At 70.1% G+C, this 16307-nt stretch carries 10 protein-coding genes and 2 pseudogenes; 8 read left to right on the top strand and 4 right to left on the bottom strand.

Translation table 11 applies throughout. The features are described 5' to 3' along the window. Positions 1-13: 13 nt before the first annotated feature. The 3 genes and pseudogenes from FEZ32_RS09355 to FEZ32_RS09345 all read left to right on the top strand — a co-directional run. Positions 14-724, top strand: a pseudogene (locus FEZ32_RS09355) (ABC transporter ATP-binding protein); the annotation flags it as partial. Positions 725-836: 112 nt separating this feature from the next. Continuing rightward, the gene (locus tag FEZ32_RS09350) at positions 837-1598 is read left to right on the top strand and encodes an ABC transporter permease (protein WP_138680471.1); all 762 of its coding nucleotides are present in this window, start codon (positions 837-839) and stop codon (positions 1596-1598) included. Continuing rightward, entirely contained in the window at positions 1586-2482 is an 897-nt protein-coding gene (locus FEZ32_RS09345) for a COX15/CtaA family protein (protein WP_097798581.1), read from the top strand. The genes FEZ32_RS09350 and FEZ32_RS09345 overlap by 13 nt, the downstream gene beginning before the upstream one ends. A 73-nt stretch (positions 2483-2555) precedes the next feature. Here the strand turns inward: FEZ32_RS09345 and FEZ32_RS09340 are convergent, their stop codons facing one another. Both FEZ32_RS09340 and FEZ32_RS09335 read right to left on the bottom strand, forming a co-directional pair. Further along, positions 2556-3587 carry a hypothetical protein gene (locus FEZ32_RS09340; RefSeq protein WP_138680470.1) on the bottom strand — a complete coding sequence of 344 codons (1032 nt, stop codon included), beginning with the start codon at positions 3585-3587 and terminating at the stop codon, positions 2556-2558. 344 nt (positions 3588-3931) lie between these two features. After that, the gene (locus tag FEZ32_RS09335) at positions 3932-4912 is read right to left on the bottom strand and encodes a heme o synthase (RefSeq protein ID WP_097798579.1); all 981 of its coding nucleotides are present in this window, start codon (positions 4910-4912) and stop codon (positions 3932-3934) included. A 382-nt stretch (positions 4913-5294) separates the two neighbouring features. Between FEZ32_RS09335 and zwf the strand changes: the two genes are divergently transcribed. The 5 genes and pseudogenes from zwf to valS all read left to right on the top strand — a co-directional run bounded on the left by zwf (position 5295) and on the right by valS (position 12154). Next, positions 5295-6701 (top strand): glucose-6-phosphate dehydrogenase, encoded by a 1407-nt coding sequence (zwf, locus tag FEZ32_RS09330; protein ID WP_232021344.1) that lies wholly within the window; start codon positions 5295-5297, stop codon positions 6699-6701. A gap of 22 nt (positions 6702-6723) precedes the next feature. Further along, positions 6724-7623, top strand: a pseudogene (locus tag FEZ32_RS09325) (glucose-6-phosphate dehydrogenase assembly protein OpcA); the annotation flags it as partial. Between the two features lie 173 nt (positions 7624-7796). Next, the gene (gene pgl / locus FEZ32_RS09320) at positions 7797-8531 is read left to right on the top strand and encodes a 6-phosphogluconolactonase (RefSeq protein WP_028702307.1); all 735 of its coding nucleotides are present in this window, start codon (positions 7797-7799) and stop codon (positions 8529-8531) included. A gap of 58 nt (positions 8532-8589) precedes the next feature. Continuing rightward, on the top strand, positions 8590-9384 hold the full coding sequence (locus FEZ32_RS09315) for a DsbA family protein (protein ID WP_051238096.1): 795 nt from the start codon (positions 8590-8592) through the stop codon (positions 9382-9384). A 160-nt stretch (positions 9385-9544) separates the two neighbouring features. Further along, positions 9545-12154, top strand: coding sequence for a valine--tRNA ligase (gene valS, locus FEZ32_RS09310; protein ID WP_028702305.1), 2610 nt, complete (start codon positions 9545-9547; stop codon positions 12152-12154). On the opposite strand, the gene FEZ32_RS09305 is transcribed toward valS, so the two are convergent. Both FEZ32_RS09305 and FEZ32_RS09300 read right to left on the bottom strand, forming a co-directional pair. Continuing rightward, positions 12155-12721 carry a P-loop NTPase family protein gene (locus FEZ32_RS09305; RefSeq protein WP_071161688.1) on the bottom strand — a complete coding sequence of 189 codons (567 nt, stop codon included), beginning with the start codon at positions 12719-12721 and terminating at the stop codon, positions 12155-12157. A 248-nt stretch (positions 12722-12969) separates the two neighbouring features. After that, a complete protein-coding gene (locus FEZ32_RS09300; protein WP_138680469.1) occupies positions 12970-16299 on the bottom strand; it encodes a S41 family peptidase in 3330 nt (1109 codons plus the stop codon). Between the last annotated feature and the right edge of the window lie 8 nt (positions 16300-16307).

Genomic DNA, 16307 nt, shown 5'->3' with positions numbered 1-16307 from the left:
TACACTGTCGCTCGTGCCGGAACCCGAACCCCTCGTCATCGACGACCTTCACGTCTCTTTCGGCCCCGTTGTCGCTCTCGACGGTCTCACCCTCACCGCCCACCGGGCGGAGGTCACCGCGATCCTTGGACCCAACGGGGCCGGTAAGACGACCATGATGAGATGCTGCACCTCGCTGATCCACCCGGACTCGGGACAGGTCAGCGTACTGGGTCACGAACCAGGCTCACCGCAGGCCGCCGAGGCCACCGGGCTGATGCCCCAGAGCGCCGGCGCCTGGGTGAACATCAAGGCAGGTGAGCTGCTGCGCTACATGGCCGGGATGTACTCCGACCCGATCAGCCCCGACCAGCTCATCGAAGCGCTGGGGATCACTCCCTTCGCCCGCACCACCTACCGACGGCTGTCGGGGGGCCAGCAGCAGAGCGTCAACCTCGCCGCCGCGATCATCGGACGGCCCCGACTGGTCTTCCTCGACGAGCCCACCGCCGGGATGGACCCGCACGCCCGGCACCACACCTGGGATGTCATCGAGGAGTTGCGCCGCGACGAGGTCTCGGTGGTGCTCACCACCCATGCGATGGATGAGGCCGCCCGGCTGGCCGACCACGTCTGGATCGTCGACCGGGGAAAGGTCGCGATCCACGGCAGCGTCGCCGAGCTCACCGCCCAGCAGAGCCTGGAGGACGTCTTCCTGACCCACACCAGTGACCGGGCCGAGGGAGCGCAGTGGTCCTTCCCCCACCCGAGTGATCCGTCCGGGCCCGACGCCCCGACCAACCCTGCCGCCCCGAACGACCCTGCTGCCCCGAACGACCCTGCCAGGAGGCACTGAGGTGAGTGCACTCGATCTTCACCCGGCACCGCACGCCGCGACGCCGGCCGCCAGAATCCGCAACCACGGCCTCACCGAGGCGCGTCTGGTGATGCGCAACGGCGAGCAGCTGGTGCTCGCCCTGGTGGTCCCGGTGGCCATCCTGTTCGCCGGCCGCTACGTCGGCGACCGGGTCGGCCTGCCGCTGTCCATGCTCGCCCCCTCGGTGCTGGCGCTGGCCATCTGGTCGACCTGCTTCACCTCCCAGGCGATCCAGACCGGCTTCGAACGCCGCTACGGAGTTCTCGAGAGGCTGGCCGCGACCCCCCTGGGACGGGGCGGGCTGCTGGTCGGCAAGGCCTTGGCCTACTCCCTCATCTCCGCCCTCCAGGTGGTGATCCTGGTGGTGGTGGCCGTGGTGTTGGGCTGGTCCCCGGTCGGCTCCGCGCTGGCCTGGCTGCCGATGCTCGTCTCGGTGCTGCTGGGGATGTCGGCCTTCTCGCTGCTCGCGCTGTCACTGGCCGGGTCGCTGAGGGCCGAGGCCACCCTGGCCCTGGCGAACCTGATCTACCTGCTCGGCGTGGCCGGCGGGGTGATGTGGCCGCTGCGCGACTACCCGTCGGCACTGCGTCCGGTGGTCGCCCTGCTGCCGACCACCGCCCTGGGCGAGTCCCTGCGGGCCTGGGGCGAGGGGGTCACCCAGTGGTGGCCGCTGCTCTCCCTGGCGGTGTGGACCGCCGTCCTCGGGTTCGTCGCGCACAAGGTGTTCCGATGGGTCTCCTGAACTCCGTCTCGGCGACCCGCAGGGCACTGTCGGGCTGGGCGATGGCCACCCTGGTCGTCAACATGGTGCTCATCGTCTCGGGAGCCGTGGTGCGGCTCACCGGGTCCGGGCTGGGCTGCCCCACCTGGCCGCACTGCACCGCCGGGTCCTTCGTCCCCCACCAGTCGATGGGCGCCCACGGCGTCATCGAGTTCGGCAACCGGCTGCTCACCTTCGTGCTGCTCATCACCTCGGCGATGACGGTGGTCGCCGCCACCCGCACCCGGGCCGCCGGCAATGTCCGCTCCCTGTCCTGGGTGGCCCTGGTCGGCATCCCGCTGCAGGCGGTGGTCGGCGGGCTGAGCGTACTCAGCGGGCTCAACCCCTTCGTCGTCGCCCTGCACCTGCTGCTGTCGGTCGCCATCATCCTGGTCGTCGTGAAGCTGGTCTGGGTGGTCTCCCACCACGACACCGTCGAGGTGGACGGCTTGGCGATGGCGCTGGTGAGAGCCGTCGTCGCGGCCACCGTGGTGGTGATGTGGCTGGGCACCATCGTCACCGGATCGGGCCCCAACGCCGGGGACGCCGGGGCCCGGCGGACCGGATTCGACCTGGAGACCGTCGCCCGGCTGCACGGCATCTCGGTGTGGGTGCTGGTGATCCTCACGGTGGCCTGCCTGCTGCTGGGAATCGCCCATCGCGCGGCCCCGATGCGCCGCTGGGCGCTCATCCTGCTGATCGTGGAGATCTGCCAGGGTGCGATCGGCTACGCCCAGTACTTCGCCCACCTCAACCCCTGGCTGGTGATCTGGCACATGGTGGGAGTCTCGGCCTGCGCGATGGCGGCCGGCGCACTGTGGTCCAGCGTCCGACCTTTTCAGGCCCCCGACCTCACCCCGCGCTGACTGAGGGGACGCCGGCAGCGCTGAAGGCCCGTCCCACCTCACCAGGCGCCCCTTCCTCCGCCAAGCGCCTCTTCTAGTTGGCGCCTGGTGGGAGAAGGGGCGCGTCGTCGTCCCACACTGCACCGAGCGGCGCCCTCACAGCCCGTCGAGGACCTGCCCATCTCCCGGACGCCACCGTCATCGCGCTCGGCGCCCGACTGGCCAGAAGACGGTTGAGCCGTGCTGCGGCCGCTCTGGGGTTGCGCAGGTCGGCTCTGCAGAACCGGATGATCTCCAGACCCTGGTCGCGGATGTTGGCCTCGCGATCCTTCTCCGCGTCGACCACCGCGGACACCGTCTGTCCCGGCCTCAGAAGACGCCCGTACTTCTCGACCCCGTCGTACTCGCCGACCACCCCATACCTGCGCCAGCCGTAGTCGCAACGCGCCACCAGGAAGCCTCGCGCATCGAGGATCTCGACCTGGAGTTCCGGCTCAGGGCAGCCCTGCATCTGCAGCTGAGCCCTCATCAGCGACTCCCCCGGACTCTCGGACAGCCCGTCGGCGAATGCCGCCACCGCCCTGGCCGTGGCATTTCCGCGACGCCGGGCACCGCGTCGCACGAGCTCCTGCAGCCGCTCGGGCTCCCCGGACCGGCGAAGTACCGCGTCGGCGACCATCACCCCAGTGACGAAACCGAACTCCCTGGCCATGTCGACGGCGGTACGTTCCGGACCGGTGACCAGCAGGCCGTCCACCTCCGTCACCTCGTCCCACTCCATCGGCCCGTCCCGGACAACGAGCTGCCGGCGTCGGTGGGAACTGCTTCCGGCAGGCCGATTGAGCCACACTCGATCAGAACCCATGACGGTCATCGGCAGACCGAGCAGGGCTGTGGCCGAAGTATGGGTGAGTACCCCCTGCGCACCGGACAGCACCGGCATCGTCGCCGCGATGAGTTCCAACTGACGGCGTCGGGCATCCCGCTCGGGAGCTCCCTCCACCACGACACCGCGGCGCACGGAGCTGAAGGTGCCGTCTCTCCTCAGCCTTGCGATCTCACTGGGGCCGATGCCCTGGAGCGCAAGATCGGACACCTTCAGGACCCGCCTGGTCTGCTCGGTCATGGGACCAAGCCAGCCATGAGAAGTCCGCCGACGCCAGGGGCAGTTCCGATCCTGTGGACAACCCACTCGGCGAGAGTCCGGCCCCCTGTGGACAACCTCGCGACCCGGTCCCGAGCCGCTGTGGATCATCCTGCAGACCCGACCGCACTCCGTCGGCTACCCCCTGACGGCTCCTCGGTGGTACGTCACCACTCATTCCTGCGACGAAGCGCCTCTTCCTTCACCACGCGCCAGCTGGAAGAGGCGCCTGGCGAAGAAAGAGGCGCTCGGTGCCGGTTGAGGCCAGCAGCCGGCCCAAGACGCCAGCAGGTCCAAGACACAGCAGGTTCAGCACACCAGCAGGTTCAGGGCAGCAGCGGGTCGATCGCCACGGCCAGGAAGACCAGCGACAGGTAGGTGTTCGACCAGTGGAACAGCCTCATCGGCTTGAGCTGGGCGTCCCTCAGTCCGGCCCGGGCACGGCGCAGCAGTTGCACCGCCTCCGCGATGAAGACCGCCCCGGCCACGAGGCACACCGCCGGGTAGAGCCAGTTCATCGGGGCCACCGGCCACAGCACCAGAGAGGTCGCCACCGTGACCACGGTGTAGACGAGGATCTGGACGCAGACCGGAACGGCGTCACGGACGACCGGGAGCATCGGCACCCCGCCGGCCGCGTAGTCCTCCCGGTACCGCAGTCCCAGCGCCCAGGTGTGCGGCGGGGTCCAGAAGAAGACCAGCGCGAAGAGCACCAGCGGCTCCCAGCTCACCCGGCCGGTCACCGCCGTCCAGCCGATCAGCGGGGGGAAGCAGCCGGCGATCCCGCCCCAGATGGTGTTCTGCCAGGTGCGCCTCTTGAGCACCAGGGAGTACACGAGGACGTAGAACAGGTTCGCCCCCACGGCCAGACCGGCCGACAGCCAGTTCGCGCCCAGCCCCAGCAGCAGGGTGCCGACCAGGCCGAGCAGCACCCCGAAGACCACCGCGTTGCGCGGCGCCACGACATGGCGGGGCATCGGGCGGCGACGGGTCCGGCGCATCTTCTGGTCGATGTCGGCGTCGATCACGCAGTTGAAGGTGTTGGCGCTGCCGGCCTCCAGGAAGCCGCCGATCAGGGTGACCAGGGCCAGCCGCCAGTCGGGCACCCCGCGCGAGGCCAGGAACATCACCGGCAGGGTCGCGACCAGCAGCAGCTCGATGACCCGGGGCTTGGTGAGGGCCAGGTAGGCGTCGAAGCGGGCGCGGGCGGTGCTGCGCTGCGCGCGGGACCGCGCCGATCGGCCCTCGCGGCGGTCGGCGGACAGCGACTCAGCTGCTCTCAACGTTCTCGACGTGTTGTGGGTCACGGTGTCCTTCGCAATGCTGGGCCCGCCTCGAGACCGGTTCCCGGGAGGGGACCTGCTCCTGGCGCTGAGGCCGAGTGTAGGCAACTGTCGTCCGCACCGGCCAACCATCGTGGTCGGCTATCGCGGACGGCGAAGCAGCGACCATCGGCCTGCTACTAGCCTATTGGCAGTGCCCCCGGCGTCCCTGGCGACGCGATCACGGCGGCACCTCATCTGACCGGAAGGACATTGCGTGAGCACCCTCGAGACAGCCACCGAGAGGACTCGTCGACGTGGCGGCAACCCGCTTCGCGACCCGCTCGACCGCCGCCTGCCCAGGGTCGCCGGGCCGTGCGTACTGGTGCTCTTCGGCGTCACCGGTGATCTGTCGCGCAAGAAGCTGATGCCCGCGGTCTACGACCTGGCCAACCGCGGGCTGCTGCCGCCCGGCTTCGGGCTGGTCGGCTTCGCCCGCCGTGACTGGGAGGACGAGGACTTCGCCCAGGTGGTCCACGACGCCGTCGCCGAGCACTCCCGGACCCCCTTCCGCGAGGAGGTCTGGCAGCAGCTGCTGGAGGGCATCCGGTTCGTGCGCGGCGAGTTCGACGACGACAACGCCTTCGCCCGGCTGGCCGACACCATCCGCGACCTCGACGAGGAGCGCGGCACCGGCGGCAACCACGCCTTCTACCTGTCGATCCCGCCGAAGTCCTTCGAGAAGGTCATCGGCCAGCTCAAGAACCACGGCATGGCCACCCAGGACCACAGCCACTGGAACCGGGTGGTCATCGAGAAGCCCTTCGGCCACGACCTGGCCAGCGCCCGTGAGCTGGACGCCCTGCTGTCGGGGACCTTCTCCCCCGACGCGGTCTTTCGGATCGACCATTATCTGGGCAAGGAGACCGTCCAGAACGTCATGGCGCTGCGCTTCGCCAACCAGATCTACGAGCCGATCTGGAACCGCAACTACGTCTCCCATGTCCAGATCACGATGGCCGAGGACATCGGCATCGCCGGGAGGGCCGGGTACTACGACGGGATCGGCGCGGCGCGCGACGTCATCCAGAACCACCTCCTCCAGCTGCTGGCGCTGACCGCCATGGAGGAGCCCACCAATTTCGAGGCCGAGCAGCTGCGCACCGAGAAGAAAAAGGTGCTGGCTGCGGTCACCCTGCCCGAGGACCTGGATGCCCACACCGTGCGCGGCCAGTACCAGGCCGGCTGGCAGGGAGGCACCTGGGTGCCGGGGTATCTCGACGAGGACGGCGTCGACCCGCACTCCACCACCGAGACCTATGCGGCGATCCGGGTCGGCGTCGACAACCGCCGGTGGGCCGGTGTGCCGTTCTACCTGAGGACCGCCAAGCGGATGCCCCGACGGGTCACCGAGGTCGCCCTGAACTTCCGGCGGGCCCCCCACCTGCCCTTCCACGACACCCAGTCGCTGGGCTCCAACGCCCTGGTGCTGCGGATCCAGCCGAACGAGGGGGTCACCCTGAGATTCGGCGCCAAGGTGCCCGGCACCCACAACTCGGTGCGCGACGTCACGATGGACTTCGGCTACGGCAGCTCCTTCACCGAGTCCAGCCCAGAGGCCTACGAACGGCTCATCCTCGACGTCCTGCTCGGCGACCCGCCGCTGTTCCCCCAGCACGAGGAGGTCGAGCTGGCCTGGCGGATCCTCGACCCGATCCTGAACCACTGGGCGGACTCCCCCATCCCGCCGCACGGATACGCATCGGGCACCTGGGGACCTCTTGCCGGCAAGCAGATGCTGGCCCGCGACGGATTCGAGTGGCGCCGGCCCTGAGCCCGCCAGACAGGACATCGACATGATCGTCACCCTTCACGACACCACCGCGGCCGACATCAACGCCGCGCTCATCGAGAACCATCGCGAGATGGGCGGCACCGCCCTGGTGCACACCCTCATCACGATCTGCGACTCCGACCACTACGAGACCGCCCTGCAGGACGCCGTCGACGCGGCCCGCGAGCATCCGGCCCGGGTCCTGATGGTCGTCCACACCAAGGGTCGCGGCAACACCCTGGACGCCGAGATCCAGACCGCCGAGGCCACCCCCGGAGACGTCATCGTGCTGCGGGTCTGCGGCAAGATCGCCGAGCACGCCGACTCGGTGGTGCTCCCACTGCTGCTGCCCGACTCCCCGGTGATCGCCTGGTGGCCCTTCAACGCCCCCCGGGATCTGGCCGCCGACTCGATCGGCCGGCTGGCCACCCGACGGATCTCCGACTCCGGAACGGCCAAGGACTCGCGCAGGGCGCTGGAGCTGCGCGCCCAGCACCTCAGCCCCGGGGACTCCGACCTGTGCTGGGCCCGGATCACCTCTTGGCGCGCGCTGGCCGCCGCAGCCCTGGACCAGCACCCCAGCCAGGTGCACTCGATCCGCGTCGAGGCCGACCCGACCAACGGCCCGACCTCCCTGCTGACCGCCTGGCTGGCCCTCAAACTGGGGGTTCCGGTCCAGCGCGACGACGTCAAGGGGCCCGGTGGGATCATCGCCCTGGCGCTGAGCACCGCCGCCGGCGACATCGAGATCCGCCGCACCGACCGGCGTTCGGCGGTCTACCGGATACCCGGCGAGCCCGCCCGAGGGGTCGCCCTGGACCGCCGCAGCATCGCCGAGGTGATGGCCGAGGAGTTGCGCCGGCTGGATCCCGACCCGGTCCAGGCCGAGGTGATGGCGGCTCTGCACCGAGGGGTCGGCCAGCCCGGAACGTCCACCGAGTCCGGGACGAAGAAGACCACAGAGTCCGGGACGAGGAACACCACCGGGACCACCTCGACCGCACCGAAGAGTCCCGCCGGCAAGAGCAACCCCGCCAGCAAGAGCAACCCCACCGGCAAGAGCAACCCCACCGGCAAGAGCAAGGAGAAGGCACGATGAACGCCCCCCGAGTGATGCGCTACCAGTCGGCCGACGATCTGGCCGAGGGGGTCGCCCACCGGCTGGCGCACAACATCGTGCTGCTCCAGGCCGAGCGGCCCCGCGTCGACCTGTGCCTCACCGGCGGCCGGATCGCCAACCAGATCTACGCCAGCCTGTCCAATGCCAGCGAGTGCGGACGGGTGGACCCCGAGAAGCTCCACGTCTGGTGGGGGGACGACCGGTTCGTGCCGGCCGGCGATCCCGACCGCAACTCCCTCCAGAGCCTGCTCCAGCTGCAGAAGGCCTTCCACCTCGACCCGGCCAACACCCATGTGATGCCGGCCGCCGACGGCCGGGCCGATCCCGACGAGGCCGCCTACTCCTACGCCGAGGAGGTCGGCGACACCGCCTTCGACATCTGCCTGCTCGGGATGGGGCCCGACGGCCACGTGGCCTCGCTGTTCCCCGGGCATCCGGCCTTCGTCCCCGACACCAGCCAGATCGCGGTCGGCGTCACCGACGCCCCCAAGCCGCCGCCCGAGCGGATCTCGCTCACCCTGCCGGTGATCAACCGGTCGCGCAACGTGTGGTTCCTGGTGAGCGGGGCGGAGAAGGCCGACGCCGTCGCCCAGGTCTTCGCCGGCGACGAGTCGCTGCCGGCCACCCTGGTGCACGGCACCGAGGAGACCTGCTGGATGACCGATCCCGAGGCCGCCGCCGGACTGCCCCGCTACAACTGCGCGCTGTGATCGCTGGGTACCATGGCGGCGGCGTCATCGCATGCCACACCGATAGCTGAGGGAGACCATGAGTCAGTCGAAGTCGTCACGTCGTGAGGCGCTGCGCGCCCAGCAGGAGGCCGAGGTCCGGGCCGCCAAGCGCAAGAAGGTGCTGAGCATCGTCGCCGGAGTGGTGGTCATCGTGGTCGCCGCGGTGGCGGTCTTCGTCGGTGTCGACCGGCACCGCAGTGCCCAGCAGGCCCAGTCGGCGGTCACCGGCTCCCAGGTGGTCCCGCCCAACGCCGACCCGAAGACCGGGATCTACACCGTCAACGCCGACGCCGCCAAGAGCGGGGTGCCGACCCTGACGATCTACGAGGACTACCAGTGCCCCAACTGCAAGAACGCCGAGAACGCCTTCGGCCCGTCGATCCGCCAGCTGGCCTCATCGGGTGACATCAAACTGCAGTACTGGACGCTGACCTTCCTGGACGGCTCGCAGGGGGACAACTCCTACCGGGCCGCGGTGGCGGCCGCCTCGGCCGCCATGGTCGGCAAGCTGGAGAGCTATCACAAGACGATCTACGACAACCAGCCCGAGGAGGGAGTCGGGTTCACCGACGACCAGCTGCGCAACACATTTGCCAAGGACGCCGGGATCACCGGCTCCGACCTCACGAAGTTCCAGAAGTACTACGACACCAGGGCCACCTCCGACTTCGTCAAGAACGCCGCCGCCAAGGGTCTGGCGGAGGGGTCGAGGCTGGACAACCAGTTCGGCACTCCGTTCTTCACCGTCAACGGCAAGCCGTACACCGGCTGGCAGTCCATCACCAACCCGACCCCCGCCGCCCTGCTGACCTCCATCAAGTCCGCTGCCTGATCCGCCTGGCGGGCACGGACCCCGTCCGCTCCTCTGCTGCCCGGCGCGGTGCACCCGGGCCCTGCTCGACCGGTCCGGTCGGCAGGGCCCAGCTCCATTCCCCGGCCCGGTCCGCAGGCCGTTTCGCGTCACATCTCGGGCACTCATAGAATGATGTGACATGACGTCTGAAGACCATCGACCCAGCACCGACGAGTCCACCGTGGCCCGCGGCGTCGTCCCCGACAAACCGGCTCTGGAGGGCCTGGAGGCCAAGTGGGGGAAGGTCTGGGAGGACGAGCAGCTCTACGCCTTCAGCGCGTCGCAGGTCGACTCCCGCGAGCAGGTCTTCTCCATCGACACCCCGCCGCCCACCGTGTCGGGCCATCTGCACCCCGGACACGTGTTCTCCTACACCCACACCGATCTGGTGGCCCGCTACCAGCGGATGCGCGGCAAGAAAGTCTTCTACCCGATGGGCTGGGACGACAACGGCCTGCCCACCGAACGCCGCGTCCAGAACTTCTACGGGGTGCGCTGCGACCCGACGCTGCCCTACGACCCCGACTTCCGGCCGCCGGCCAAGCCCGACCCGAAGCACCAGATCTCGATCAGCCGGCGCAACTTCGTCGCGCTGTGCGTGGAACTCACCCGGGTCGACGAGAAGACCTTCCAGGACCTGTGGCGCTCGGTCGGCCTGTCGGTGGACTGGAACCAGCTGTACAGCACGATCTCCCCGGAGGCCCAGCGGATCGCCCAGCTGGCCTTCATGCGCAACCTGGCCCGCGGCGAGGCCTACATGAAGGACGCCCCCACGCTGTGGGACGTCACCTTCCAGACCGCCGTCGCCCAGGCCGAGCTGGAGGCCCGGGACTACCCCGGCTCCTACCACCGGCTGGACTTCCACCGCACCGACGGGTCGGGCGACGTCGCCATCGAGACCACCCGCCCCGAGCTGCTGGCGGCCTGCTGCGCACTCATCGCGCACCCCGATGACGAGCGCTACCAGCACCTCTTCGGCACCACCGTCACCACCCCGCTGTACGGGGTGGAGATCCCGGTGCTGGCCCACCCGGCAGCCGAGATGGACAAGGGCGCCGGAATCGCGATGTGCTGCACCTTCGGCGACCTCACCGACGTCACCTGGTGGCGCGAGCTGCAGCTGCCGACCCGCACCGTGATCGGCCGCGACGGACGGCTGCTCTCCGAGACCCCCGACTGGATCGTCAACCGGGAGGCCTACTCCCCGATCGCCGGCAAGACGGTCTTCACCGCCCGCAAGCTGGTCGTCGAGGCCCTCCAGGCCTCCGGCGAGATGGAGGGCGACCCGACCCCCACCGAGCGCAAGGCGAACTTCTACGAGAAGGGCGACAAGCCGCTGGAGATCATCGGCACCCGGCAGTGGTACATCACCAACGGCGGGCGCGACCAGAAACTGCGCGAGGAGCTGCTGGAGCGGGGCAGGGAACTGGCCTGGGTGCCCGAGCACATGCGCTACCGCTACGAGAACTGGGTGGAGGGGCTCAACGGCGACTGGCTGATCTCCCGCCAGCGGTTCTTCGGCGTCCCCTTCCCCGTCTGGTACCCGCTGGACGCCGACGGGCGGCCCGACTACGACCACCCGATCACCCCCTCTGAGGAGCAGCTGCCGATCGACCCGGCCTCCCAGGCCCCCGAGGGATTCCAGGAGTCCCAGCGCGGGGTGCCCGGCGGTTTCGTCGCCGACCCCGATGTGATGGACACCTGGGCCACCTCCTCCCTCACCCCCCAGATCGTCACCGGCTGGGAGCGCGACGCCGACCTGTTCGCCAAGACCTTCCCGATGGACTTCGCCCCCGAGGCCCACGACATCATCCGCACCTGGGTGTTCTCGCGGATCGTGCGGGCCCACCTGGAGAACCACGTGCTGCCGTGGAAGCGGGCGGCGATCTCCGGATTCGTCACCGACCCGGACCGCAAGAAGATGAGCAAGTCCAAGGGCAACACGGTGGTGCCGACCGAGATCATCGACTCCTTCGGCGCCGATGCGGTGCGCTGGCGGGCCGCGATGGCCCGGCCGGGGATGGACTCCCCCTTCGACAAGGCCCAGATGAAGGTCGGTCGCCGACTGGCGATGAAGATCCTCAACGCCTCCAAGTTCGTGCTGGGCTTCGGTGAGGGCGGCGGCATCGCCGACGTCACCGAGCCGGTCGACCTGGCGATGCTCTCCCAGCTGCACGAGGTGATCGTGGCGGCCACCGCGGCCTTCGAGGAGTTCAACTACACCGCGGCCCTGGAGGCCTCCGAGCAGTTCTTCTGGGCCTTCTGCGATGACTACCTGGAGCTGGTCAAGGAGCGCGCCTACGATTCCGACGGGACCGATGTCCCCGGTGCCACCAGCGCCCGCACGGCGCTGCGTCTGGCCCTGGACGTGATGCTGCGGCTGTTCGCCCCCTTCCTGCCCTTCGTCACCGAGGAGGTGTGGAGCTGGTGGCAGTCCGGTTCGGTGCACACCACCATGTGGCCGCTGCCCGAGGAGCTGCCCAAGGCCGGCGACACCGAGCTGATGACCGACGTCTCAGCCGCCCTGGTGGAGCTGCGCGGGGTGAAGTCGACCCACAAGAAGCCGATGCGCACCCCGATCCTGGCCGCCACCATCACCGCCCCTGCCTCGGTGATCGACCACCTCAAGCAGGCCGAGCAGGATCTGAAGAACGTCTCGAAGACCACCGGCGAGATGACCCTGGTCGAGGAATCCGGGGAGCTGACCGTCGAGGCCACCCTCGGAGAGCCGCCCGCCAAGCACAGGTGATCAGGAACTGATCTGCGCGATCAGCGCATCGAGTCGGCCGGGGCCGTCCACCAGAATGGTGGGCGGCCCCGCCGGGTCCAAGGCCCAGTCGCGCATGGTGGCGCGCTTGTCGGCGAAGGTCTGGAAGTGCCAGACGATGATGGACTCGCCGCCGAGGGTCTGGCGCAGGGTCTCCCGGTTGCCGTTGCAGACCGGGGTGCGGTCCCGTAGACGCCCGGCGGTGCGGCGCAGCAGCCGGCCCAGCGACAGCCAGCGCGGATAGTCCAGCCCGACGACGATGTCGGCACGTTCCAGCACGATGTCGCGAAAGGAGCTGTAGCTGGCGTCCAGGACCCAGCCGGGCTCCGCGGTGATCTCGGCGGCAATCGCGCGCATCTGATCGGGTTCACGGTTGGTCCACACCGCCTCGGAGGCCGGCAGGAAGCCGATCTCCTCGTCGGCCAGATGGACCGGAAGGCCCAGTGCGCGGCCGATCCGGGCGGCAGCGGTCGACTTCCCCGAACCGGTGACCCCCTGGATGAGGACCCGTCGGGCGGACCTGAGATCTGCGGCGGTGGCGTGAGACATGCCCGCCATCCTCCCACCCCGGCCCGCCAGCACCGCTACCGAGCGCGGAGCTCACCATCGGTGCTGCTCCAGGCTGACGACCGGGGGCGCGATCCATGTCGCCTACGGCAGGAGGTCCGGCTGGCCGAACGGCCAGACCGGATGCCCCTCGAGTACGTCGTGACCGCCCACCGGCCAGAGCCCCGGCCCGCCCGGCAGTAGCGGGCGGGCAGTCGGGGGGAGGGCCGGGCGGGCAGCCGCGGTCCCGGTCAGCCGAAGACGGCGGGCGGGAACTGCGGGGGCACCGCGGCCGGGTGCTCGGCCAGCTGGCGCAGGCACTCGGTGATGGCCACGTCGAGCTGGATGTCCTGGTCGGACTCCCAGTCCTCGGGGCTCTGGGTCACCACGATGTCGGGGTCGACGCCGTGGTTCTCCACCCCCCAGCCGTAGCCGGCGAACCAGCTCGGGTAGCGCGGTTGGGTGACCGCGGTGCCGTCGACCAGGTCGAACCGTCCGTCGATGCCGATCACCCCGCCCCAGGACCTCTCCCCGATGATCTTCGCGTATCCCATCGCCTGGGTGACCGCGGAGACGATGTCCCCGTCGGATCCGGCCCACTGGTTGGTGACCAGCATGACCGGTCCGCGGACCGCGTTCTGCGGGTAGGTCGTCGGCTCGCTGTGGTAGCGGCCGTAGTCCCAGCCGACCACCCTGCGGGCCAGCTTCTCGACGACCAGCTGGGAGGTGTGTCCGCCGCGGTTGAACCGCACATCGGCGACCACCCCCTCGTGAGCGGTGGCGTCGGCGATCTGGCGGTAGAGCTCGGCCCATCCGTCGGCGACCATGTCGGGGACGTGCAGGTAGCCCAGCCGACCCCCGGAGCGCTCCTCGACGTAGCGCCGCCGCGAGGCCACCCAGTCGTGGTAGCGCAGTACCGACTCGTCGGCCATCGGGACCACGGCGACCCGCCTGTCAGCGCCGTCGTGGGGGCGCACGGTCAGTTCCACGGTGCGCCCGGCCGAACCCTCCAGCCGCTCCCCGATCGGGGTGCGGGAGGTGACCGGCTGCCCGTCGACGGCGGTGATGACGTCGCCGTCGCGCACCGCCACCCCGGCGGCCCGCAGCGGCGACCAGGCTCGCGGGTCAGAGGTCTCCCCGGGCACCACCCGGCGGATGGTCGACCCCTCGTCGGTGGAGGTCGCCAGGTCGGCTCCCAGGCGACCGGCACGGCTGGAGGCGTCCCCGTCCAGCCCCGAGGGGATGACATAGGAGTGGGAGGTGTTGAGCTCGGCGACCACCTCCTGGAGGACGTCGTAGAGGTCGTCGGCGCTCGCCAGCCGGTTCAGGGTGGGCCGGTAGGCCGCCAGGGCCCCCTGCCAGTCGGTGCCGTTCATGTCGGGGCGCCAGTAGTGGCTGGCCATCAGCCGGCCGTTCTCCTCGAACATCTGACGCCACTCGGCCCGCGGAGACACCTGCCGGCGCAGCCGGGTCAGGTCGACGACCACCTTGGCCGGGTCGTCGCCGTCGACCTTGTGATCGGCGGGGATGACGGTGACCTCGTCCTTGTGGCGCACCACCAGCCGCTGGCCGTCACCGGAGGCCGAGAAGGTGTCGACGGCCTCGCAGATCTCCTCCAGGCGCCGGGTGGTGAGGTTGTACACCCACAGAGAGTCCGTCGGCTGCTCGCCGCTCACCCCGGCCCGCGAGGTGCCGATCTGGCCGCCGCGGTCGGCGTCCTGGATCCAGGCGAGGCCGTCCTTGACCGCGGTGAGGCCGTGGTAGGCGCCCGAGGCGACCGGGAAGGCGATCATCCTCTCCTCGAACCCCTCGGCGTCCAGACGGCAGGAGATCTCCTCCTTGTCCCTGCCCTCGACGGACCCCTCGCCGGTGCCCTGCGCAGCCCCCTGCTGGGATCCGCCGCGGGCCGGGTCCTGGACCTCGCTGATCCGCCAGCCCTCGGGGCTGGGGCCGAAGGGAGAGGGCTCGTCGGCGCGCAGCGGCACCAGCCAGGGCCGGATGGTGTGACCGAAGGTGAGGTCGAAGGTCTGGCCGTCGTAGTCGGGGTCGAAGGTGCGCGCCGACAGGAAGACGAGGTACTTCCCGTCGGCGGTGAACACCGGCTCGGAGTCGTCATAGGACCCCCGGGTCAGTGCGACCGGTTGCACACCGGGGTCGGAACCCTCGGCCCGGGTGTCGACGCAGATCAGCTGGCCCTTCATCTCCGGGTCGGCGGCCACCGCCGAGCGCCACGCCAGGTAGCGGCCGTCGGGGGACCAGGCCAGCCCGGTGGCCTCGCCGTAGCGGGAGGTGGCGAGCTCGCGCACCGCCCCGGTGGCGATCTCGACCAGCAGGACCCGGCCGTCGTGGCTCACCACCGCGGCCCGCTCCCCTGCCGGGTCCGGTGCCAGGTCGAGCACCCGGCCGAGCTCGCCCTGGGCGATTCGCACCGGGGTGCCGGTGCCATCGAGGGATGCCGTCTCCAGACAGTCCTCCCCTGCCACGTCACTGGCCCAGATTCCTGCGCCGGTGGCGCCCAGACAGCGCGGCTCGCGGATCCGCACCCCGTCCTGGGCCGACAGCGCACGGGCCGGTCCGCTGCGGTGGGTGAGGTAGTAGGCGGCGCCCCGCCACTCGAGCAGGGAGCCGTCCCCACCCTGGTCGCTGACCACCCAGCCCAACCGGTCGCTGGGTTCGATCCAGAACGGCCGGGGATCCCCGATGCCCAGCTCGACCGGGATCTCGACAGGGTCGGCGGCCAGCCCGGCCATCGCGTAGATCCGCCCGCGGCAGTGGAAGACGATGGTGCTGCCGTCGGTGCGGGGGTCGCGGACGTAGCCCTGGGACAGGTCCTGATGGGTGTGCAGCCGCAGGTCGGCGCCCTGACCGTCGACCGACCACAGCTGGGCCTGACGGCCCGGATTGGCGGTCTCCTGGCCGGCCGGGTCGAGCTCGGCGCCCATGTCGGAGCTGAAGATGAGACGTCCGTCGATCCATCCGACCGAGTACCGGCCGGCGGCCGCGTAGACCCCGTCGTGGTCGTCATTGCCGTCGCGCAGCACCCGGAGGAACCGCTCGGCCCCGGCCGGACGCAGCCAGATCTGGCCGGCGGTGCCGCCTCGGTAGCGCTTCCAGCGCGAGCAGTCCCCGGAGTTCGGGCTCACCACGGCCACCGCCCCGTGCGGATCGACGGCCAGATCCATCCCCGGCCCGTAGCCGCAGGGCTCCACATCGCCATCCATCCCGACCGTGTACAACCAGCCCAGTCCGGCGTCATTGCGCTGATAGGGGGAGGAGATCACCACGTGCTCGTCGTCGGCCCAGCCGACCACGACCGTCTTGACCGATCCCAGCCAGGTGAGACGGCGTCGGTTCCCGGTGGCCAGGTCGAGGACGTAGACCTCGGGACGCTGGGCCGCGGTGGAACTCCAGGCGATCCTGCTGCCATCCGGGGAGAACCGCGGATTCCTGGCCGGGGCGTGATCGGTGGTGAGCCGGGTCGCCCGGCCACCGGTGATCGGGGCGAGCCACAGGTCGTCATCGGCGACCAGGACCACGCGGTCCTGGTGAACATCGGGGTAGCGCAGGTATCCAGAGGGCATGAGGAACA

Origin of the sequence: Acidipropionibacterium jensenii, from assembly GCF_005890135.1 — a bacterium.
In the GTDB taxonomy this organism is placed as follows: domain Bacteria; phylum Actinomycetota; class Actinomycetes; order Propionibacteriales; family Propionibacteriaceae; genus Acidipropionibacterium; species Acidipropionibacterium jensenii.
The sequence above is the reverse complement of the archived record's forward strand: the minus strand, read 5'-3'. Positions and strand labels throughout refer to the sequence as shown.